This window comes from Actinomadura spongiicola (genome assembly GCF_003432485.1).
GTDB lineage: Bacteria > Actinomycetota > Actinomycetes > Streptosporangiales > Streptosporangiaceae > Spirillospora > Spirillospora spongiicola.
Genome location: NZ_QVNQ01000004.1, coordinates 697,252 through 717,106, shown reverse-complemented (window position 1 = coordinate 717,106; position 19,855 = coordinate 697,252). Strand labels below are relative to the sequence as shown.

Genomic DNA, 19,855 nt, shown 5'->3' with positions numbered 1-19,855 from the left:
AAGCAGCGGCCAGGATTCCCCCCATGGCCACGACGGTCGACCAACGGACCAAGATTGTCGTTCATGGTGTGGTCTACCCCAAGGACCCCCGCGACATGACCGCCGAAGAGGTCCGGGAACACCTCTTCCTGCCAGAGGAAGCCAGCATCGAGGTCCTCGATCATCAGGACGAGGGGAAACTCACCGAGGTCGGCATCTCCTGGGCCGAAGGCGTCGACGGCAAGACCGTGCTCTACCACCTTCGTCGCATCATCCGGGAGCGGATGATCCATATCGTGTGAACGCGCGGCTGACGGGCCACGTGCTCACCATGAGGGTCACAGGGTCTGGCTGAGGGCCTTGATGGGCATTTTCAGCGTGCTGAGGAGTTCCAGGTCCTTGGCGGCGGGGCGGCCGAGGGTGGTGAGGTAGTTGCCGACGATGAGGGCGTTGATGCCGCCGAGCATTCCGTCGCGGGTGCCGAGGTCGCCGAGGGTGAGTTCACGGCCGCCCGCGTAGCGGAGGATGGTGCGGGGCAGGGCGAGGCGGAACGCGGCGATCGTCTTCAGCGCCTCGGTGCCCTCGACCAGCGGGAAGTCGGCGAACGGGGTGCCGGGACGCGGGGCGAGGAAGTTCAGCGGAACCTCGTCGGGGTCCAGTTCGGCGAGCTGACCGGCGAACTCGGCGCGCTGCTCGACCGATTCGCCCATGCCGACGATGCCGCCGCAGCACACCTCCATTCCGGCGTCCTTCACCATGCGGAGCGTGTCCCAGCGTTCCTCCCACGTGTGGGTGGTGACGACGTTCGGGAAGTGGGAGCGGGCCGTCTCCAGGTTGTGGTTGTAGCGGTGGACGCCCATCGCGGCCAGCTCGTCCACCTGCTCCTGGGTGAGCATTCCGAGCGAACACGCGATGTTGATCTCCACGGCGTCGTTGATGGCGGTGATGCCGTCGCGGACCTGGGCCATCAGCCGTTCGTCGGGGCCGCGGACGGCCGCGACGATGCAGAACTCGGTCGCGCCGGTCCGCGCGGTCTCCTTCGCCGCCTCGACCAGGTCCGGGATGTTCAGCCACACCGATCGGACCGGTGATTCGAACCTGCCGGACTGCGAGCAGAAATGGCAGTCCTCGGGGCAGCCGCCGGTCTTCAACGACACGATGCCCTCGACCTCGACCTCCGGCCCGCACCACCGCATCCGCACCTCGTGGGCGACGGCGAGCAGGGCCTCCAGCCGGTCGTCGGGGAGGGTGAGGCACTCCAGGACCTGCTCGGCGGACAGTCCCGTTCCCTCGTCCAAAACCTGGCGGCGGGCGACTTCGAGGATGTCGGTCACGTGTTACTCCTTGTCGGGGCCGTGACGGTCGCGGAACTCGGCGGGGTCGAACGCGCCGCCGAACGAGGGGGCCAGGCCGCGGTGCGCGGTCAGGAGGAACTCCGCCGGGTCGAGCGCGCCCGCCCCCGCCGGTAGAACGCCCGACAGCGGCCGGGCCGCGATGGTCTCCAGGTCGCGGATGTTGCTGCGCATCGCGAGGTCCGGGTCGTCCGGCCACGCGCCGACGACGACGCCCGCGAGTTCGACGCCGCGGTGCGCCATCGCCTCCAGCGTCAGCGCCGTGTGGTTGAGGGTGCCGAGGTCGGGACGGGTCACGACGACGGCGGCGGCGCCGACCTCGTGCGCCAGGTCCGCGATCGTGGCGCCCTCCTCGTCGTAGCGGACGAGGAGACCTCCCGCGCCCTCGACCAGCACCAGGCGACGGTCGCCGGACAGGTCCCGGACGCGGTTCGCCGCGTCGGCCAGCCGGACGGGCGGGAGACCGGCGCGCCGGGCCGCCGCGGCGGGCGACAGCGGGTCGGGGAATCGGGCCAGCTCGTGCACGTCGTCGACGGCGGCGAGGCGCCGGACCTCGTCCACGTCACCGGGCTCCCCGACGCCGACACCGGTCTGGCCGGGTTTGACGACCGCGACGGACGCGCCCCGCGCGGCGGCGACCGCTGCCAATGCCGCGGTGACGACGGTCTTGCCGACACCCGTACACGTCCCGGTCACCACGAGCACACTCACAAGGCGGCACACTAGCGCGGCCCCGGCACGGCCACGACGCCCGCATCCCCTCCCCCGGCGGAACCACGCGGAACCGGGCGGCGCGGTGGAGCGTCCAAGAGTCATGGCCGGTTCACACACACGCTCCCACCGGGTGCCGGCGTTCGCCGCCGTGGCCGTCGCGGCCTGCGCGGCGTTGACCTCCTGCGGCGACGGCTCCGAGACGGCCGGGCCGTCGTCCTCCGCACCCGCCACGTCCGCCACGGTTCCCACGACCGGGTCCCCCGCCAAGGACTCCCCCGCCGAAGAGAAGCTCGTCCTGCGTTGGCGCGAGACCGGCGGTATCGCCGGGCTCGGCGGCCCCGGCAGCGTCCCGGAGTTCTCCCTGTTCTCCACCGGACGCGCGGTCGTGTCGTCCGGCCCGCCGCAGTACGAGCTGACGGAGTACCGGCTCAAGCCGGAGGCGCTCCGGCGGCTCCTCGACGAGGCCCGCGACGCCGGTCTGGGCCGCTCCCACACCGTCGGCTCCGACCGGATCATGGACGCGATCATCGCCGAGATCACGATGGGCGACGCCACGACCCGTGTCATCCAGCCCGGGTCCGAGTCCGCGAGCGCCCCGGAGGCGAGGTTCCTCAAGCGGCTCGACCCGCGTTCCTGGCCCGCGTCCGACCAGGCCGCACCGCCCAAGCCGTACCGGCCGGAGAAGACGGCCGTCCTGGCGGGCGAGACCAGCGGCGGCGCCAAGGTCAAGAACTGGCCCCTCGCCCCGCTCGCCAGGGGCGAGGAGGCGGCGGGCGCCCTCTGCACGGTCGTCCCGGCGTCGAAGCTCCCCGCCACTGCGCCCGACACCGTCTGGCGCAGCGAGGGCAAGACGTACTCCGTGCGGCTCCGCCCTCTCCTGCCCGCCGAGTCCACCTGTCAGGACGTCATCTAGATCTCGCGCTCCCGCCGGGTGCGATCAAGGCAAGACGGTTGTTCATGCATACACTTTCCTGTGCACAAGGGAAGTGGTGACATAGGAACGATGTCGTATTCGGACGGTGAGGTGGTCGTCCGGGCGGCGCGGGCGGACGAGTACGACCTCATCGGTGAGCTGACCGTGGAGGTCTATGTCGGCGGCGGGCTGATGTCGCCCACGTCGCCCTACATAAGCAAGCTCCGGGACACCGCAAGCCGCGCCGCCGAGTCGGAGCTGCTCGTCGCCGAGATCGGCGGCGAGATCGGCGGGGCCGTGACGTACTGCCCGCCCGGCAGCCCCTACGCGGCGCTGGCCGGGCCGGACGAGGCGGAGTTCCGGATGCTCGCCGTCCTGGACAAGGCGCGCGGCCACGGCCTCGGACGGGCCCTGGTGCGGGCCTGCGTGGACCGGGCCCGCGCGGCCGGGCTCACCGGACTCCGGCTGTCGACCCAGCCGAACATGACGCAGGCGCACCGCATGTACGAGCGCATGGGATTCGTCCGCACCCCCGACCGCGACTGGGAGGTAGAGCCAGGGGTCAACCTCCTGACATACACGCTCAAGCTCTAGGGGCCTGTCAGAAACGTCGGCCACCGCGCGAGCGCGTTAACTGGTCGAGGAGGCGACGCCGAAGGTGAGCCTCCTTGACCAGATCGCGAAGCGATGCAGCGCTCGCACAATCACGAGCAGGGTTGCGAGCCGCCAGGCGAGCAGCCCTGATCGAGATTGAATGAACAGGTGCAGTGGGCCGTCCAGGCCAGTGGGCTGACTTGGACGATCATGCGGCGGCGGCAGTGGGGGCAGTAGCGGGGCGGTTCCAGTTCGCGGGCGGCGCGGCAGGTGGTGTGGTCTGAGGTCGCGGTGGGTTCTCCGCAGCGGTCGCAGTAGGGGGCGACGGGGTGGTCCTGCGGGTCGGTCATCGGTGGCCGTTCATGCGTTCCACGATGGCGGTGTCGTAGGTTCCGGCCGCGAATTCGGGATGGTCCAGGAGTGCGCTCAGGAACGGCAGGTTGGTGCGCGGCCCCTCGATGCGGAACGCGTCGAGGGCGGCGCGGGCCCGGCGCAGGGCGTGGGCGCGGTCGTCGCCGTGGACGGACAGCTTCGCGAGCAGCGAGTCGTAGTGCGCGGTGACGGTGTTGCCCTCGGCGTACCCGGCGTCGATGCGGATGCCGTCGCCGACGGGCTCCTCCCACACCTTGATCTCCTCAGGTGAGGGAGCGGACCCGTGTTCGGCGTGGACGCGGAACTCGATGGCGTGTCCGTGCGGGGCCGCGTCCGTGAAGGACACGGGTTCGCCGGCGGCGACGCGGAACTGCTGCTCGACGAGGTCGATTCCGGTGACGAGTTCGGTGATCGGGTGCTCGGTGGTGAGCCGGGTGTTCATCTCCAGGAAGTAGTACTCCTGCGCGGCGGGGTCGACGAGGAACTCGACGGTGCCGGCGCCGCGGTGGCCGACCGTCTCGGCCGCGTGGACGGCGGCGGCGAGCATCCGCTCGCGCAGCGGCGCGGCGACACCCGGCGACGGGGTCTCCCCGGCGATCTTCTGGCGGCCGAGCTGGACGGAGCAGTCCCGTTCGCCGAGCGCGACGACGGCGCCGTCGGCGAGGCCGAGGATCTGCACCTCGACGTGCCGGGCGCCCGCCACGTACCGTTCGAGCAGGATGTCGCCCTGCCCGAAGACGTGTTCGGCGTCGGCGCGGGCCATGGCGTACGCGGCGCGCAGCGTCGTCTCGTCGTGGGCGGCGGCGAGGCCGACGCCGCCCGCGCCGGCGGCGGGTTTCACCATCACCGGGTAGCCGATGCGCTCGGCCTCCTCGACGGCGGTCTCGACGTCCGGGACGGGCTCCCACACGCCGGGGGCGACGGGAAGGCCCGCCTCCTTCATCAGGTTCCGGGCGTTGATCTTGTCGCTCATCCGGGCGACGGTGAGCGGCGGCGGACCGATCCAGTGGAGGCCGCGGTCGACGACGGCCCGGGCGAGGTCGGCGTTCTCGGCGAGGTATCCGCAGCCGGGGTGGACGGCCTGCGCGTTCGTGCGGTGCGCGGCCTCCAGGATCGCCGGGACGTTCAGGTAGCTGCGGGCGGGGTCGGCGGGGCCGATGAGGATGGCCTCGTCCGCCTCGGCGACGAACGGCAGGTCGGCGTCGGCGTCCGCGTACACGGCGATGGCCTTGACGCCCATCGCGCGGGCGGTGTGGACGATCCGGCCGGCGATCTCGCCGCGGTTCGCCACGAGCACGGACTCGAACACCAGCGCAACCCCCTCGCGGTCTCCGGGGCCGGGTGCCCCGACCCGGCCGAGACTAGCGGTTTCTCGGGCGCCGTGGTGCCGCGCTTCGGCCGCCCGCCCGGCGGGACGGCGGGGACCGTGTCCCCGCCGTCCGTGCCACCGGTCAGGCGCCGAGCGTCCGCGCGACCGAGGGCGGGACCTCGGCGTAGGAGTCGAACTCCATGACGAACACGCCTCGGCCCGACGTCATGCCGCGCAGGTCACCGACATAGCCGAACATCTCCGACAGCGGCACCAGGGCGCGGACGATCCGGGCCCCGGCCCGCTCCCCGGTCCCCTCGACCCGGCCGCGGCGCCGGTTGAGGTCGCCGATCACCGAGCCCAGATGGTCGTCCGGGACGGTGACCTCGACGGCCATGACCGGTTCGAGCAGCACCGGCGACGCGCGGCGGACGGCCTCCTTGAACGCCATCGAACCGGCGACCCTGAAGGCGAGTTCGGACGAGTCGATCGGGTGGAAGTCGCCGTCGAGCAGGGTGACCCGCACGCCGGTCATCTCGTGTCCGGTGAGGACGCCCGTGTGCATCGCCTCCTGGCACCCCGCGTCCACGGACGGGATGAACTCCCGCGGGATCCGCCCGCCGGTGACCTTGTTGACGAACTCGTACCCGTCCTCGATCGGCTCGACGGCGATCCGCACCTTCGCGTACTGGCCCTTGCCGCCGTCCTGCTTGCGGTGCAGGTGGTCGACATCGCGCACCGGACGCCGGATCGTCTCGCGGTAGGCGACGCGGGGACGGCCGACTCCGGCGTCGACCTGGAACTCCTCCTTCATCCGGTCGATGAGGATCTCCAGGTGGAGTTCGCCCATGCCGCCGATGACGGTCTGCCCGCCGTCCTCGCGGACCTGGAAGGACGGGTCCTCCTCCGCCAGCCGCCGGAGGGCGACGCCCAGCCTGTCCAGGTCGCCCTTCGACGTCGGTTCGACCGCGACCTCGATGACCGGGGCCGGGAAGTCCATCGACTCCAGGATCACCGGATGGTCGGCGTCGCACAGCGTCTCGCCGGTCGTGGTCCGTTTCAGGCCCATGACGGCGACGATGTCGCCCGCGCCCGCCGACCCGATCTCCTCCCGGTCGCCCGCGTGCACCCGGTAGATCTTGCCGATGCGCTCCTTGCGCGCCTTGACGCTGTTCAGCGCCGAGGCGCCGGACACCAGCCGCCCGGAGTAGATCCGGACGAAGGTGAGCCGCCCGAGGAAACGATCGGTCATGATCTTGAAGGCGAGCGCGGACAGCGGCGCGTCGTCGTCCGGCACGCCGTGCGCGGTGTCGACGTCCAGCGGCGACGGCAGGTACCGGACGACGGCGTCCAGCAGCGGCTGGACGCCCTTGTTCCGGTACGCGCTGCCGCAGAACACGGGTGTCACGACGGACGCGACCGTCAGCCGCCTGATCGCCGCGTGCACCTGCTCCGGCGACGGTTCCGTGCCGCCGAGGTACAGGTCCATGAGCTCCTCGTCGTGCTCGGCGACCGTCTCGACCAGCGCGGCCCGCCACCGCCGGGCGTCCTCGGCCAGGTCGGCAGGGACGTCGACGACCGTGTGCCGGTCGTCCGGCCAGACGTGCGCCCGCCCGGACACCAGGTCGACGACGCCCTCGAACCCGGCCTCGGCCCCGATCGGAAGCTGCATGACCAGCGGGACGGCGCCGAGCCGCTCCCGGATCATGCCGACGCAGCGGTGGAGGTCGGCGCCGGCGCGGTCCATCTTGTTGACGAAGCAGATCCGTGGCACCCCGTACCGGTCGGCCTGCCGCCACACCGTCTCCGACTGCGGTTCGACGCCCGCGACGCCGTCGAACACCGTCACGGCGCCGTCGAGGACGCGCAGACACCGTTCGACCTCGATGGTGAAGTCGACATGTCCGGGCGTGTCGATCAGGTTGAGGGTGTGCTCGGTGCCGTCGACCGTCCAATGGCAGGTCGTCGCGGCGGACGTGATCGTGATGCCGCGGTCGCGTTCCTGTTTCAGGAAGTCCAGCGCGGCGGCGCCGTCGTGCACCTCGCCGATGCGGCGCGACACGCCGGTGAAGAACAGGATGCGCTCGGCGGTCGTCGTCTTTCCGGCGTCGATGTGCGCCATGATCCCGATGTTGCGGACGGTGGTGAGGCTGCGAACCGTGGTTGTCATCGGGGATCCTCCTCTTCTCTCTGATGACGACCGCCGCAATACAAGATCGTTTATGCGGCTTCCGCACCGTAACCGCGCGGGGCGTGCGGGCGCGAAGGGTTTTCCGGAGGAGGAGGCCGCGGCGCGGCCCGTTAGACGGACTCGACCGTCTGGACCAGGCCCCACACGAAATGCGCCACGTAGGTGGACTCGGAGGCGCCGTCGGAGGCGCGGAACGTGGTGTGCCAGCGGCTCGGGGCCTCGCCGTCCTGGTGGGCGACCGATCCGAAGCGCGTGTCGACGTCGCCGACGACGCAGGACCAGGGCGTGATGTCGGCGACCGTGTCCAGGCGCGGGACGGGGACGCCGTCGTCGCGGACGAGCCACTCGTGCGCGACCGAGCCGTCCAGCCCCACCATGATCTCGAAGCGCAGGCCCGGCCACAGCGGAAACGGCGGCCACCACGCGACCTCGCACGTCACCGACGGGCCGACCGGGCGCCGCTCGACGGCGGCGGGCGGGCCGAGGACGGTCTCGTAGCGGCGCCGCCCGGGTGGGAACGTCCGGGACCGGACGACGCGCTGCCACCGGGCGTTGACCTCCCGCATCTCCGTACGGGACGCGCCCAGCTCGCGCATCGCGCTCTCCACGAGACCCGGCTGGTAGTCGGCCATCCGGCGGAGCAGGACGAGCTGGAACTCGCGCCGCGCGAAACCTCTCACCCGCCCCTCACCCGCCGACTCACCAGTCGTCGTCGATGAGGTCGTGCGCGCCCTCGGGCTCGCCGGTGAGGGGCTCCTCGGGGTCGTAGTCGGACGGGCGGGGACGCTCCGGCCCGTCCGGCCCGACACGGACGACGTACTCGACGCGGATGATGCGGAAACGACGTCCGAGGACGGTCAGCTCGGTGCGTCGCGTCCCGTCGCGGAGCAGGTCGGCGGCGCCCCGGTACTCGGCGAGCACGTCCGGGGACGACGGCAGCATCATCGGCACGATCGTGTCGAAATAGGTGGCCAGATGGTCGCGGACGGACGCGGGGCTGTGCAGGAACGGGCCGTGCGGCGGCCACGTCCCGTTCTCCCGCTCGGCGGCGGCGAACCGGACGGCGAGCCGGGCGATGCCCGGGTGGGTGCTGAGCGCCCGGCGGGCGTCGCGGGTCACCTCGGGCGGCACGAGCGGCCCGTCGGGGACCGTCTCCCACCGCTCGCCGAGCAGCTCCGGCGACCCGGGCGCGTACGCGGGCGGCAGCAGCCCGTGGTCGAACCGGCGGGCGTCGCGGCGGGTGCGCGGCTCGGGCAGGTCGTCGGGGTCGGTGGGCCGCGGCGTTTCGGGTCCGTCCACGCCGAAGCGGCAGAACCGGTCGGCGCGGACGACGCGGAACACGCGCCCGGCGACGGTGAGCTCGTCGGGGCGGCCGCGTTCGAGGAACGCCGCGCCCTCCCGGTACCGCGGGCGGTGCGCCTCGGGCGTCCCGGGGTTCCGGGCCATGTTCCGGAACCACCAGGCGAGGGAGTCACGGGCGTCCTGCGGCGTCATCCGCTCCATCCCGGACATCATCCAGCCGTCGGCGACGCGTTCCATCACCCCGTACGTCGGGCCGTACCAGAGCACGAGCGGATGGGTTCGCCGCGCCCGTGCCTCCGCGCGCCGCGCCGACGTCGCCGCGCCCGACAGGCAGTGCGGCAGATCGCCGGCGAGTGCCGCGCCATCGCTTCCGGTCATACGTCCATCGTCACAGGCGCGGGACTCCGGCGCTCGCAAATCTCCGAACCGGATTCAGCCGAAGCGTTCGCGGAGGGCGGGAAGGAGGTCGGCCTCCGCCCAGGTTCGGAAGTCTTTCTGGTGGTCGGGGCCGGATTGGCAGAACGCGATGTGGGTGAATCCCGCGTCCGCCCACTGCTGGACGGCCCGCAGATAGTCGTCCACGTCGTTCCCGCACGGCACGGACGCGGCGACGTCCTCCGGACGGACGGTCTCCGTCGCGGCCTCGAAGTTCCCCGGGCCGGGCAGCTCGGCCATCACCTTCCAGCCGGGCGCCGAGAACTTCCAGTAGCGGTGCGCGCGGCGCACGCACTCCTCGTGGTCGTCGCCGTACGCGACGGGGATCTGCCCGTAGACGGGCCTGCCCGCGCCGCCCTCGCCGTGGAAGAGGTCCACGACGTCCCTGACGGGCTGGTCGGAGATCAGCAGGTCGGCGTGCCGGGCCGCGAGCCGTCCGGCGCGTGGGCCGTAGGCGGCCATCCCGATCCGGACGGGCTGGTCCGGCAGGTCGTACAGCTTCGCGGAGTCGACGGTGAAGTGGCGGCCCCGGTAGTTGACGTACTCGCCGCCGAACAGGGCCCTGATGATCTCGACGGCCTCCTCGAACATCTCGTGGCGGACGTCCACCGAGGGCCAGCCGCGGCCGACGACGTGCTCGTTGAGGTTCTCGCCCGAGCCGAGGCCGAGGGTGAACCGTCCGTCCGACAGGACGCCCATCGTGGCGGCCTTCTGCGCCACCACGGCGGGGTGGTACCGCATGATGGGGCAGGTCACGAACGTCATCAGCGGGATGCGGTGGGTGGCCTGCGCCAGCGCGCCGAGCACCGACCAGGCGTAGGCGGAGTGGCCCTGGTCCTCCAGCCACGGGAAGTAGTGGTCGGAGATGACCGAGTACTCGAACCCGGCCTCCTCCGCCTCGACGAGGTCGGCGACGAGTTGCTTGGGCGGTGTCTGCTCGCACAGCAGCGTGTATCCGAATTCCATGCCGGCTCGCCTACCCCGTCCGCACGGCGATTCACGGCTCGGCTCCGCCGCAGGCCACCCCCTTCTTGGCCACTGTCTGTCACATCTGATATACGTAGAGCTACCCCGCTCCGATCTGGTGCGGGGGCAGAGACATCCGGTACCCACCGAGGGATTCCGGGCGTGACAAGGGAGACGAGAACCACATGAAGTCTTTCAGCTACAGCGAACTGGACAAGCTGGCCGGCGAGGTTCTGCCGGAGCGCGCGGTGCTGTCCACCCTCCTCGCGGGTGGCGGCCACGGGGGCGGCGGCGGCGACACCGTCGTCTCCAGCTCCTGCTCCAGCAACAACAACCAGCCGCAGATGGGCCTCCTCAGCCTGTTCACCACGGCTCCTGCGGGCAACTCGCAGATCTGCACCACGACCAACACCGCGATCAACGGCTGACCTCAGGTCTGACGTAGCGGGCCACGGCCCGCACGGGAAGGGCTGGCGTATTCCCGCCAGCCCTTCCTCCCTGTTCCCGCACAGAGAAAGTGGTCACATGAGCCCCAAGAACCCTCAGAACATCACCTACGCCGATCTCGACCGGCTCGACGCCGAGGTGCTGCCACCGCGCCTGGCGATGTCCGCCCTCCGCGGCGACGGCCACGGCACCACCGTGGTCGCCTACGCCTGTTCGGCCAGCTACTCGGCCGGCACCACGGGCCTGCTCGGCACCGGCCTGTTCGCCCAGCCCGCCTACTCCTCGATGACCTGCATGCCGGCCACCGTGGTGACGAAGGACTGATGGGCACGCCCGCGACACCGGCCGTGGGTGGCGCGGAGCCTCCCACGGCTCTCACGCTGCCCACGCTCGTCGACGGCGCGGAGTTCGTCGGCGAGTTCAAGAACTCGGGCTACCGGGAGCCGCCGCAACTCGTCCGGCTGCCCTCCGGCCGGCTCGTCCGGCTGCCACCGCTGCTGTTCCTCGTCGCCAAGGCCCTGCACGAGCACCGCGACCTCGCGGACGCCGACATCGGGCGGGCCCTGGACCAGGTGGCCGACACGGTCAGCGCGCAGGCCGGGGCGCGGCTGACCGCCGAACAGATCGTCTACCTCACCGACCAGAAACTCGCCCCGCTCGGCGTCACCACCTACAGCGACGGGACACCGCCGCCGGTCACCAAGAACGACCCGTTCCTGGCGTTGCGGTGGAAGGTCGCGGTCTTCCCCGCGTCGTTCAGCTCGTTCGTCGGCGGGATGTTCTCCTGGCTGTTCCGGCCCGTGGTGCTGGCGCTGATGCTCGCCTCGTTCGTGACCGCCGAGGTGTGGGTGCTCACCAGCCGGTCGGTGGTGAGCGCTCTCTCGGCCCTGATCCTCAACCCGGTGAGCATCCTGCTCGTGCTGGGCCTCGGGATCGCGTCGGTGGCGTTCCACGAGGTCGGGCACGCCGCGGCCTGCCGGTACGGCGGGGTCCGGCCCGGCGTCATGGGCTGCGGCATCTATCTCGTGTGGCCCGCGTTCTACACCGACATCAGCGAGTCGTACCGGCTCGGCCGCGGCGGGCGGCTGCGCGCCGACCTCGCGGGCGTCTACTTCAACGCGATCTTCGTCGTGGGGTTGACGGTGGCGTACCTGCAGACCGGCTTCGAGCCGCTGCTCGTCGCCGTCCTGTACGTCAACCTGGAGATGGTCCAGCAGCTTCTGCCGACGCTGCGGTTCGACGGGTACTACATCATGTCGGACCTGATCGGCATCCCCGACCTGTTCAAGTACATCGGGCCCATCCTGCGCCGGACGCTGCTGCGGCGTCCCGCCGACGCGCGCCTCGACGACCTCAAGCGCTGGCCGCAGATCTTCGTCACGGTGTGGGTGTTGACCGTGATCCCGGTCCTGCTGTTCCAGCTCGGACTCATCATCAGCCAGATCCCGCACCTCGTCGCCAAGGACTGGTGGATGATGCGGCGGCTCGCGACCGAGGCCACGCAAGGAGCCGGGGTGCTCGATCTGGTCACCTCGGGACTGCAGATCGTCCTGCTGGTGCTGCCGCTGGCCGGTGTGGCGCTGATCCTCTACGGGGTGTGCAGCGGGCTGGTGCGGTGGGCCGTCCGGTACGTGCGGGGCTCCGCGCCGGAGCCGATGCCGCACGCCTGACACCGCCGTTGGGAGCCGCCGCGCGCCGGGATCCCGCCGGGGTGCCCGGCGCGCGGCGTCAGGTCTGCCGCACCGAGGCCAGGACGTCCTTGGGCACTGACGGCGGCCCGTGCCATTCGAGGAGCAGGACGGTCGCGTCGTCGTCGAGGCGCCCGTCGTGGTGTTCGAGGATGCTGCGGATGAGGCGCCGCAGCGTCTCCGGCACGGCCATCCCCGCGGCGTTGCTGCGGATGATGAAGTCGACGAACCGTTGGAGGCCGAACTCCTGTTTGCGCGGGTCACGGGCCTCGACGATGCCGTCGCTGTAGAGCAGGATGCGGTCGCCCGGTTCGAGCTGCTCGGTGCACAGCTGCGGGACGACGCCGAGGCCCGTGCCGAGCGGCGTGCCGGGACGGCACTCCAGCGTGCTCACCCATCGGCCCTTCCGGATGATCACCGGCGCGGGGTGGCCGTGCGTGATCCACGACAGCAGGCCCGACTGGAGGTCGAGTTCCATCAGGACGGCCGTGACGAAACGTCCGTCCCGGTCCTGCTCGACGAGAGTCTCCTCGATCGCCTGGCCCGTCCCGACGAGGCCCGCGTCCTGGAGCCGGTTGTTGCGGCAGGCCGCGACGGCGAGATTGGACGTCAGCCCGGCGGTGGTGTCGTGCCCCATCGCGTCGAAGATCGCGAGGTGGACGGTGTCGTCGGCCAGCGCGTAGTCGAAGGTGTCGCCGCCGAGCATGTACGCCGGCTCCAGCGCGGCGCCGATCACCACCTGGTCGTTGGCGAAGGTCATGGGCGGCAGCAGCCGCCACTGCATCTCCGCCGACACCGTCATGTCCCTGGTCCGCACCAGCCGGGAGAACGAGTCGCTGTACGGCCCCTTGCTGACGATCAGCAGCGCGACCATCCCGGCCAGGTACTCGGCGTCGTCCTTGGCCTTCGCGTCGTCCCGGCGGATGGTGACCCTGAGCACCCCGATCCGTTCGGTTCCGTCGAGGATCGGGAGCCAGTAGTGGCAGGTCCCGTCGTCGAACACCTGCCCGACCACCGGTTCCATGGTCTGGAACGCCCGCCCGGCGATGGTCCTGTCGATCACGAGCTCGGGAATCTCCGGGCCGGGGTCCCGCGCGGCGTCCCGCCCCTTCCCGGTCAGCAGCCGCAGCACCGTCTGCTGTAGGTCCGCCACGTAGATGACCGCGTTGTGGAGGCCCGCGTGCGCGGCGTGCCGGGCCATCGTGCCCGGCAACTGTTCCATGGACATCAGGTGGCTGGCCGCCACGAGTTCTCTCAGCATCGGTCGCCGTCCCGCATCGTCCGCTCCCCGCCGAGGTGCAGTTCCGAGGGACCTACCCGCCTTGGCCGCGCCTAATTTTTCGGCGCCACGTCCGGTTTCGCTCCCGCGTGCGGCGGGGTCCGCGGACGGTGCCGGTCAGCGGCCGGGCTTCGCCGGACGGTGCGTCCGTTTCATCGGGTAGAGCCAGCGCCTGAACAGCCTGCTCAGCGCGGGCATGACAAGCAGGGTGAGCAGGGGGATCACGATGACGGGGAAGACCAGGGCCTTCAGCGGCAACGGCCACGACGTCGTCGACGGGGTGACGAACGCCTGGAGGAGAAGGCTCAGCGGGTAGACGGCGCAGAAGGTGACGGCGATCATCTTGAGGTCGGACGGCGGCGGAACCGACTCGCCGGGCAGGCTGAACCAGGTCTCCAGGCCGGTCGTGTCGCGGTGATGTTCTCTCGCGATCCCGCGTACCCGGTCGATCCACGCGGCGCGTTCCGCGGACCCCAGCCACGCGTCGAGCCGCTCCCGGTCGGCGAAGTTGACCACGGTGTAGTACCGGTGGCGGGAGCCCTCGGCGCGCAGCCAGGTCGCGCCCTGGTGCCCCGGGTAGCTGGTCGCGGCCCGGTGCAGGCCCACGGCCCACTCCTCGAAGTCGCGTTCCCGACCGGGTTTGACATCCCAGGTGAGCACCGTTGTTACGGTTTCTCCGTCTTCATCCTGCATGTTCCGACTCTGACCGGTTCCGCCGTGTCCATGCGCACTAGGGTGCCGCGAGCGCCTCCGTGGGGCTCAGGCGCGACGCGCGGATCGCGGGATAGAGCCCGGCCATCGCGCCGATGACCAGGGTCGCCGCGACACCGCCCAGCACCGCCCACGCCGGGACGACGATCGGCCACCCCTGGTAGAGGCCGTAGCCGGACGTCACCACCGCGCCGAGGAGCGCGCCGCCGACGCCGCCGAGCGCCGACAGCAACAGCGACTCGGCCAGGAACTGCGTGCGGACCTGCCCCCGGGTCGCGCCGAGCGAACGGCGCAGCCCGATCTCCGAGCGCCGCTCCAATACCGAGATCACCATGGTGTTGGCCACCCCGACACCGCCGACGAGCAACGCGACCGCGCCGAGCCCGAGCAGCAGCCCGGTGAACGCCTCGCCCGCCGCCTTCCGCGCGGCCAGCGCGTCGGACGGCCGGGACACCTCCACCTCGTTCGGCGCCTCCGGGTTCGCGGTCGCGCCGAGGACGCTCCGCACGTCCTCGACGCTCGCGTCCCGCGACCGGGTGTAGATCGTCGTCGGATGTCCGTCGAAGCCGAGCCGCGCCTGCGCCGCCGTCCAGCCGACCAGGGCGGCGGAGTCCAGCTCGGGGGCGAGCGGCGCCCGGTCGAGGATGCCGATGACCGTGAACCGGTGGCCGCCGACGAGGACCTGGACGTCCGGCCCCGCACGGCCGATCCCGAGACGCTCCGCGGCGGTCGCGCCGAGCACCGTCGCCGGGTAGGAGCCGGTCGCGGCGTTCAGCCAGGCGCCGCCGCGCAGCCGCGCCCCCGTCGCCTCGCGCAGGTCGGTGCGGGCGGCGTACGTCGCGATGCCCTTGGTCTCCGTCTCGGGCATCTTGCTGTTCCGGTAGACCTTCGCGTCGTCCAGCAGGGCGATGGCCGACACCTCCCGCACCGGCGCGATCCGCGCGACCATCGCCTCCGACTCGACGGGGAGCTGCGCCTCCTCGCCGGTCAGGGTGTTGCCGGGCGACACGGTCAGCACGTTCGTGCCGAGGGCGGCGAGGGCCCGGTCGAGGTCGGCGCGCGACGACGACGAGACACCGACGACGGCGACCATCGCCGCGATCCCGATGGCGATGCCGAGCGCCGACAGGAACGCGCGCATCGGACGGGTCCGCAGCCCCACCGCGCCGACCCGGACGACGTCGCCGGGCCACATCCGCGCCGGTCGCAGCGCCCCGGCGGTCACGGCGTCGCCCCGGTGAGCGCCGTGTCCGCGCTGTCCGCGGTGTCCTCGACAACGCGGCCATCGCGCATCCTGACCTGCCGGGCCAGTCCCGCCGCGATCTCCCGGTCATGCGTGATGATCACCACGGTGGTGCCGGCGGCGTGCAGGTCGCGCAGCAGCTCCATCACCCCGTCCCCGGACGCCGAGTCGAGCGCGCCGGTCGGCTCGTCCGCGAGCAGCAGCGGCGGTTCGCCCGCGACCGCCCGCGCGATCGCGACGCGCTGCCGCTCGCCGCCGGACAGCTCGTGCGGCTCGTGACGCAGCCGGTGGCCGAGACCGACCCGTTCCAGCGCCTCGACGGCCCTGCGTCGCCGCACCGCCGGGCGGAGCCCCGAGTAGAGGAGCCCGTCCGCGACGTTGTCGAGCGCCGGTGTGCCGGCCGCCAGATGGAAATGCTGGAACACGAAGCCGATGCGGCTCGCCCGCAGTGCCGACAGCTCGGCGTCCGCCAGCCGTCCCACGTCGTGCCCGTCGATGTGGACGGTGCCCGAGGTCGGCCGGTCCAGCGTGCCGAGGATGTTCAACATCGTCGACTTGCCCGAGCCGGACGGCCCGACGATCGCCACCTGTTCGCCCGCGCCGATGTGCAGGGACACCCCGGCGAGCGCGTGGACGCCACCGGAGTACTCCTTCGTCACCTCCCGCAGTGTGATCATTTCGGGACCCCCACGACGGTGCCCGCCGCGACGCCCTGCCCGGAGATCTCGACCTTCCCGTCCGCGAACAGGCCCGTGTCGACCGGAACGTAGGACGACGTGGCGCCGCGCACGACCTCGACGCCGAAGCCGCCCTCCCGCAGCGCCACGAGCGCGGACACCGGCACGGTCAGCACGTTCTCGCGTGTTCCGGCGGTGAACGTCACGTCGACGGAGGCGAGCGCGTACTTGGCGGCGGCCTTCTTCGCCTTACCCGAGTCGAGCCAGATGGTGACCTCGACCTTCGTCGCCGGGTCCTCGCCCTGCTGGCCCGGCTCGATCACCGTGGTGACCTCGTCGATCTCGGCGGTCACGGTCTCGTTCTCGGGGAGCGTCACCTCGACCGCGGCGCCCTTCTTCGCCAGCCGCTGGTCGGCGGTGTCCAGTTCGACGGTGACGGCCTTCGCGGTGCCGGTGTGGTCGAGGACCTTCCTGCCGGGCGCCGTCGGCTCGCCCGGACTGGCCTGGACGGTCTCCACCCGGACCGGCCCGGACGCGAACGCGACCCGTCCGGGCTCCACGACCCCGGTCTCCTCGACGCCGATGTCGTCCTGCCATCGCTGGACGGCCTCGGCGGTGCTCCCGGTGTACTCGTCGTCCACGGTGAAGCCGTCGTAGCCGAGCGCCGCGAGGTTCGCCTCGAACCGCTTCACGTCGGAGCCCTCCGTGCCGACCCGCAGCGGCCGGTACGCCGGCTTGGACCCGTACATCAGCACCACCGGATCCCCGTCCACCTCGTACAGCTCGCGCCCCCGGGTGATCTCGTCTCCGCTGTCGGGGAGCTTGGTCAGGGTGCCCTTCGTCTGGCTCGTCACGGTGTGCGCCGGGCCGTAGCCGAGCCGCCCGTCCTCGGTCCGGGTGTCCCTGAGGGTCTGGGCCGTGACCTTCGTGGTGCCGGGCGGCAGGCCGGTGGCCGTCCCGCCGCCGGAGTCGCCACCGCCCGCGAAGGCCGCCACGGACGTGACTCCCCCGGCCGCGACCAGCACGGCGACGCAGAGCGCGACCCTGGAACGGGTGACGCGCCGCCGGGTGGGGCGGCCCGTCACTTCCGCCCGCCCTGGAGGACGTCCTGGCACGCGCGCTGCGCCGACTCCAGGTCAGGGTCGTCCCCGACCGTGTTCTTGTCGATCATGATGCCGCGCTGGCCGGGCTTCGGGTCGGGGAACTTCTCGACGCCGTTGCGGCGCATGCACTCGGCGAACTTGCGGCCCCGCTCCTGCTGCGCCGGGTCGGGCGCGCCGGTGGCGTTGGCCTGCGGGTTGTACTGGCGGCACGCCTCCATGGCCTTGTCCACGGTCGCCTTCGGCACGTCCTTGATCATGAACCGGAGGGGTTCGCCGGGCTTCGGGTCGTCCATGTGCACGCCGTTCTCGCGCATGCACTGCGCGAACTTCACCCCCATCTCGTCCCGGCTCAGCTTCGCGCCGCCACCGGCCGCGCCGCCGCCCTTCGTGCCGGTGCTCTTCGTGCCTTCCACCGACGCCACGCCCTCACCGCCGTCGTCACCGCCGCACCCGGCCGTCAACGCCAAGGTCAGCGCGATGGGCAGCACCGCGAGAATTCGAAGTCGCATGTGTCCTACTCCTCGCCTTCGCGGCCGGAACGGCTCCGGCCGGACGAGAAGCGATGCAACAGGCCCGTGTGTTTCCCCTCCGTTTCCCGCCGGGGCGACCGCGGGCTAACGGAAACGAAACAGCCGATCCGACACCATCACGACGGGGCGCACCTGGGGAGGGAGCACGATGCGGATTCTGGTGGTGGAGGACGAGCGGCTTCTCGCCGACGCGATCGCCGAATGGCTGCGCGACGACGCGCACGCCGTCGACCTCGCCTACGACGGGGCCGCCGCCCTGGAACGCGTCGGCGTCAACGACTACGACGTGGTGGTCCTCGACCGTGACCTTCCGCTGGTGCACGGCGACGACGTCTGCCGCGAGATCGTGGCCGGCGAGACCGCGGCGCGGGTGCTGATGCTCACCGCCGCCGCGGAGATCACCGACCGGGTCGACGGTCTCGGGCTCGGCGCGGACGACTATCTCACCAAGCCGTTCGCGTTCCCCGAGCTGGCGGCCCGCGTCCACGCGCTCGGCCGCCGGTGCCGTCCCGCCGCGCCGCCGACGCTGCGCCGCGCGGGCATCACCCTCGACCCGGCGCGCCGCGAGGTGTTCAGGGACGGGCGCTACGTCCCGCTCGCGAGGAAGGAGTTCGCCGTGCTCGCCGAGCTCCTGCGCGCGGACGGCGCCGTCGTCTCCGCCGAGCGGCTGCTGGAGAAGGCGTGGGACGAGCACGCCGACCCGTTCACCGGGGCCGTCCGCCTCACCGTCCTGAAACTGCGGCGCAAGCTCGCCGACCCGCCCGTCGTCGAGACCGTCAAGGGAGCGGGGTACCGGATTCCATGAGGCTCTCGCTGCGCGCCCGGCTGACCCTCACCTTCGGCGGTCTGTTCTTCGTCGCCGGGGTGGTGCTCCTCGCCGCCACCTACGCCCTGTTCGACCAGCAACTGTCGCGGTCGGGCACGAACGTCATCGCGAAGGTGAACAATCCCCCCGCCACGTCACCCACCTCGCCCTCGACGCCGCAGCAACGGCGGATCCTGGGCGACGACCCCGCGTTCATGGGCGAGGCGGAGCGGATGATGCGCAGGCAGCGCGAAGAGCTGAACGACGCGGCCGTCACCTCGCTGATCACGCAGGGGTCCATCGCGCTCGGCGTGGTCGGCGGCGCCGCGGTGGGCTTCGGCTGGCTCATCGCCGGACGCGTCCTGACCCCGCTGCACCGCGTCACCGAGACCGCCCGCCGTATCGCCGGCTCGGCCGCCGCCGACCGCGGCCTGCACGAGCGGATCGCCCTGCGGGGGCCGCGCGACGAGGTCAGGGAGCTCGCCGACGCCTTCGACACGATGGTCGAACGGCTCGACCGGTCCTTCGACGGCCAGCGCCGCTTCGTCGCCAACGCCTCCCACGAGCTGCGCACGCCCCTCACGCTCGGCCGCGCGCTGGTCGAGGTCGCGATGCACCGCGCGTCGGCGTCCCCGGACGTGGTGCGGCTCGGCGAGACCCTGTTGCAGATCAACGCGCGGCACGAGCGTCTCATCGGCGGGCTGCTGCTGCTCGCGCGTTCCGAGAACGAGATCACCGACCGGGCGCCGGTGGACCTCGCCGACATCGTCGGGCACGTCACGTCCCAGGCCGCGCGGGAGGCCGGGGAACGCGACATCACCGTCGAGGCGGACGCCGCCGAGGCCATAACGACAGGTGACGCCCTCCTTCTCGAAAAGGTCGTGCAGAACCTTCTGGAGAACGGATTGCGCCACAACGTTCCGTCCGGCTGGGTCAAGGTGTCATGCAGGGCGTGCCACGACTCCGCCGTCCTGGAGGTGTCGAACTCCGGCCCCGCGATTCCGCCCTATGAGATTCCCGCGCTTTTCGAACCGTTCCGGCGCCTGGACGCCGACCGTGTCGTCACAGCGAAGGGCGCGGGTCTCGGGTTGTCCATCGTCCGGTCGATCGTCCGCGCCCATGACGGCACCGTCACCGCCGTGCCCCGCCGGACCGGTGGCCTGGACGTCACCGTGACCCTGCCGCGAGCCGCCGCGCCCTAGAAGTTCCTGCGTCGCCGGGCCATAGGTTCTCGTTATGACCTGT

Annotated in this window: 22 protein-coding genes; 8 read left to right on the top strand and 14 right to left on the bottom strand. The window is 71.7% G+C overall.

Translation table 11 applies throughout. The features are described from left to right. Positions 1–23 precede the first annotated feature (23 nt). Positions 24–281: a hypothetical protein gene (locus D0T12_RS16040; protein WP_117400339.1), complete on the top strand. Its 258-nt coding sequence runs from the start codon at positions 24–26 to the stop codon at positions 279–281. 36 nt (positions 282–317) lie between these two features. Here the strand turns inward: D0T12_RS16040 and bioB are convergent, their stop codons facing one another. Then, positions 318–1,313 (bottom strand): biotin synthase BioB, encoded by a 996-nt coding sequence (bioB, locus tag D0T12_RS16035; protein WP_117400338.1) that lies wholly within the window; start codon positions 1,311–1,313, stop codon positions 318–320. Between the two features lie 3 nt (positions 1,314–1,316). Further along, on the bottom strand, positions 1,317–2,042 hold the full coding sequence (gene bioD / locus D0T12_RS16030) for a dethiobiotin synthase (protein WP_199487473.1): 726 nt from the start codon (positions 2,040–2,042) through the stop codon (positions 1,317–1,319). Positions 2,043–2,145: 103 nt separating this feature from the next. Here bioD and D0T12_RS16025 point away from each other — a divergent pair, with 103 nt between their 5' ends. Next, positions 2,146–2,958 carry a hypothetical protein gene (locus D0T12_RS16025; protein WP_117400336.1) on the top strand — a complete coding sequence of 271 codons (813 nt, stop codon included), beginning with the start codon at positions 2,146–2,148 and terminating at the stop codon, positions 2,956–2,958. A gap of 90 nt (positions 2,959–3,048) precedes the next feature. Then, a complete protein-coding gene (locus D0T12_RS16020; RefSeq protein WP_117400335.1) occupies positions 3,049–3,552 on the top strand; it encodes a GNAT family N-acetyltransferase in 504 nt (167 codons plus the stop codon). Between the two features lie 110 nt (positions 3,553–3,662). On the opposite strand, the gene bsaP is transcribed toward D0T12_RS16020, so the two are convergent. The 6 genes from bsaP to D0T12_RS15990 form a co-directional block, all read right to left on the bottom strand. After that, entirely contained in the window at positions 3,663–3,902 is a 240-nt protein-coding gene (bsaP, locus tag D0T12_RS16015; RefSeq protein WP_117400334.1) for a biotin synthase auxiliary protein BsaP, read from the bottom strand. Next, positions 3,899–5,233: an acetyl-CoA carboxylase biotin carboxylase subunit gene (locus D0T12_RS16010; RefSeq protein ID WP_117400333.1), complete on the bottom strand. Its 1,335-nt coding sequence runs from the start codon at positions 5,231–5,233 to the stop codon at positions 3,899–3,901. Before D0T12_RS16010 ends, bsaP begins: the two co-directional genes overlap by 4 nt. Before the next feature lie 142 nt (positions 5,234–5,375). Further along, the gene (fusA, locus tag D0T12_RS16005; protein ID WP_117400332.1) at positions 5,376–7,403 is read right to left on the bottom strand and encodes an elongation factor G; all 2,028 of its coding nucleotides are present in this window, start codon (positions 7,401–7,403) and stop codon (positions 5,376–5,378) included. A gap of 131 nt (positions 7,404–7,534) precedes the next feature. Continuing rightward, on the bottom strand, positions 7,535–8,104 hold the full coding sequence (locus D0T12_RS16000; RefSeq protein ID WP_199487472.1) for a hypothetical protein: 570 nt from the start codon (positions 8,102–8,104) through the stop codon (positions 7,535–7,537). A gap of 19 nt (positions 8,105–8,123) precedes the next feature. After that, entirely contained in the window at positions 8,124–9,104 is a 981-nt protein-coding gene (locus tag D0T12_RS15995; protein ID WP_117400331.1) for a DUF5954 family protein, read from the bottom strand. A gap of 54 nt (positions 9,105–9,158) precedes the next feature. Continuing rightward, a complete protein-coding gene (locus tag D0T12_RS15990) occupies positions 9,159–10,127 on the bottom strand; it encodes a TIGR03557 family F420-dependent LLM class oxidoreductase (protein ID WP_117400330.1) in 969 nt (322 codons plus the stop codon). Positions 10,128–10,312: 185 nt separating this feature from the next. Here D0T12_RS15990 and D0T12_RS15985 point away from each other — a divergent pair, with 185 nt between their 5' ends. The 3 genes from D0T12_RS15985 (at position 10,313) to D0T12_RS15975 (ending at position 12,244) form a co-directional block, all read left to right on the top strand. Next, positions 10,313–10,555 carry a hypothetical protein gene (locus D0T12_RS15985; protein WP_117400329.1) on the top strand — a complete coding sequence of 81 codons (243 nt, stop codon included), beginning with the start codon at positions 10,313–10,315 and terminating at the stop codon, positions 10,553–10,555. A 97-nt stretch (positions 10,556–10,652) separates the two neighbouring features. Then, positions 10,653–10,898 (top strand): hypothetical protein, encoded by a 246-nt coding sequence (locus tag D0T12_RS15980; RefSeq protein ID WP_117400328.1) that lies wholly within the window; start codon positions 10,653–10,655, stop codon positions 10,896–10,898. Continuing rightward, entirely contained in the window at positions 10,898–12,244 is a 1,347-nt protein-coding gene (locus tag D0T12_RS15975; RefSeq protein WP_117400327.1) for a hypothetical protein, read from the top strand. The genes D0T12_RS15980 and D0T12_RS15975 overlap by 1 nt, the downstream gene beginning before the upstream one ends. A gap of 58 nt (positions 12,245–12,302) precedes the next feature. Here the strand turns inward: D0T12_RS15975 and D0T12_RS15970 are convergent, their stop codons facing one another. From D0T12_RS15970 to D0T12_RS15945, 6 genes are all read right to left on the bottom strand, one after another. Continuing rightward, entirely contained in the window at positions 12,303–13,523 is a 1,221-nt protein-coding gene (locus D0T12_RS15970; RefSeq protein ID WP_117400326.1) for a PP2C family protein-serine/threonine phosphatase, read from the bottom strand. Positions 13,524–13,658: 135 nt separating this feature from the next. Next, positions 13,659–14,234, bottom strand: a complete 576-nt coding sequence (locus D0T12_RS15965) for an antibiotic biosynthesis monooxygenase (protein ID WP_117400325.1) — start codon at positions 14,232–14,234, stop codon at positions 13,659–13,661. Positions 14,235–14,271: 37 nt separating this feature from the next. Continuing rightward, positions 14,272–15,477 carry an ABC transporter permease gene (locus D0T12_RS15960; RefSeq protein WP_233526092.1) on the bottom strand — a complete coding sequence of 402 codons (1,206 nt, stop codon included), beginning with the start codon at positions 15,475–15,477 and terminating at the stop codon, positions 14,272–14,274. Continuing rightward, entirely contained in the window at positions 15,474–16,172 is a 699-nt protein-coding gene (locus D0T12_RS15955; protein WP_117400324.1) for an ABC transporter ATP-binding protein, read from the bottom strand. Before D0T12_RS15955 ends, D0T12_RS15960 begins: the two co-directional genes overlap by 4 nt. Then, positions 16,169–17,257: a peptidoglycan-binding protein gene (locus D0T12_RS15950; protein ID WP_233526091.1), complete on the bottom strand. Its 1,089-nt coding sequence runs from the start codon at positions 17,255–17,257 to the stop codon at positions 16,169–16,171. The genes D0T12_RS15955 and D0T12_RS15950 overlap by 4 nt, the downstream gene beginning before the upstream one ends. Continuing rightward, positions 17,254–17,784 (bottom strand): hypothetical protein, encoded by a 531-nt coding sequence (locus D0T12_RS15945; protein WP_117400322.1) that lies wholly within the window; start codon positions 17,782–17,784, stop codon positions 17,254–17,256. Before D0T12_RS15945 ends, D0T12_RS15950 begins: the two co-directional genes overlap by 4 nt. A gap of 169 nt (positions 17,785–17,953) precedes the next feature. Between D0T12_RS15945 and D0T12_RS15940 the strand changes: the two genes are divergently transcribed. Both D0T12_RS15940 and D0T12_RS15935 read left to right on the top strand, forming a co-directional pair. Next, the gene (locus D0T12_RS15940; RefSeq protein WP_117400321.1) at positions 17,954–18,610 is read left to right on the top strand and encodes a response regulator transcription factor; all 657 of its coding nucleotides are present in this window, start codon (positions 17,954–17,956) and stop codon (positions 18,608–18,610) included. Continuing rightward, positions 18,607–19,812 (top strand): sensor histidine kinase, encoded by a 1,206-nt coding sequence (locus D0T12_RS15935; protein ID WP_117400320.1) that lies wholly within the window; start codon positions 18,607–18,609, stop codon positions 19,810–19,812. Before D0T12_RS15940 ends, D0T12_RS15935 begins: the two co-directional genes overlap by 4 nt. Positions 19,813–19,855 lie beyond the last annotated feature (43 nt).

Bases quoted from the DNA above. Each gene is read 5' to 3' on its own strand.
- D0T12_RS16040 (WP_117400339.1), top strand. From the start codon at position 24: ATGGCCACGACGGTCGACCAACGGACCAAGATTGTCGTTCATGGTGTG.
- D0T12_RS16025 (WP_117400336.1), top strand. From the start codon at position 2,146: ATGGCCGGTTCACACACACGCTCCCACCGGGTGCCGGCGTTCGCCGCC.
- D0T12_RS16020 (WP_117400335.1), top strand. From the start codon at position 3,049: ATGTCGTATTCGGACGGTGAGGTGGTCGTCCGGGCGGCGCGGGCGGAC.
- bsaP (WP_117400334.1), bottom strand. From the start codon at position 3,902: ATGACCGACCCGCAGGACCACCCCGTCGCCCCCTACTGCGACCGCTGC.
- fusA (WP_117400332.1), bottom strand. From the start codon at position 7,403: ATGACAACCACGGTTCGCAGCCTCACCACCGTCCGCAACATCGGGATC.
- D0T12_RS15995 (WP_117400331.1), bottom strand. From the start codon at position 9,104: ATGACCGGAAGCGATGGCGCGGCACTCGCCGGCGATCTGCCGCACTGC.
- D0T12_RS15990 (WP_117400330.1), bottom strand. From the start codon at position 10,127: ATGGAATTCGGATACACGCTGCTGTGCGAGCAGACACCGCCCAAGCAA.
- D0T12_RS15985 (WP_117400329.1), top strand. From the start codon at position 10,313: ATGAAGTCTTTCAGCTACAGCGAACTGGACAAGCTGGCCGGCGAGGTT.
- D0T12_RS15980 (WP_117400328.1), top strand. From the start codon at position 10,653: ATGAGCCCCAAGAACCCTCAGAACATCACCTACGCCGATCTCGACCGG.
- D0T12_RS15975 (WP_117400327.1), top strand. From the start codon at position 10,898: ATGGGCACGCCCGCGACACCGGCCGTGGGTGGCGCGGAGCCTCCCACG.
- D0T12_RS15970 (WP_117400326.1), bottom strand. From the start codon at position 13,523: ATGCTGAGAGAACTCGTGGCGGCCAGCCACCTGATGTCCATGGAACAG.
- D0T12_RS15965 (WP_117400325.1), bottom strand. From the start codon at position 14,234: ATGCAGGATGAAGACGGAGAAACCGTAACAACGGTGCTCACCTGGGAT.
- D0T12_RS15955 (WP_117400324.1), bottom strand. From the start codon at position 16,172: ATGATCACACTGCGGGAGGTGACGAAGGAGTACTCCGGTGGCGTCCAC.
- D0T12_RS15945 (WP_117400322.1), bottom strand. From the start codon at position 17,784: ATGCGACTTCGAATTCTCGCGGTGCTGCCCATCGCGCTGACCTTGGCG.
- D0T12_RS15940 (WP_117400321.1), top strand. From the start codon at position 17,954: ATGCGGATTCTGGTGGTGGAGGACGAGCGGCTTCTCGCCGACGCGATC.
- D0T12_RS15935 (WP_117400320.1), top strand. From the start codon at position 18,607: ATGAGGCTCTCGCTGCGCGCCCGGCTGACCCTCACCTTCGGCGGTCTG.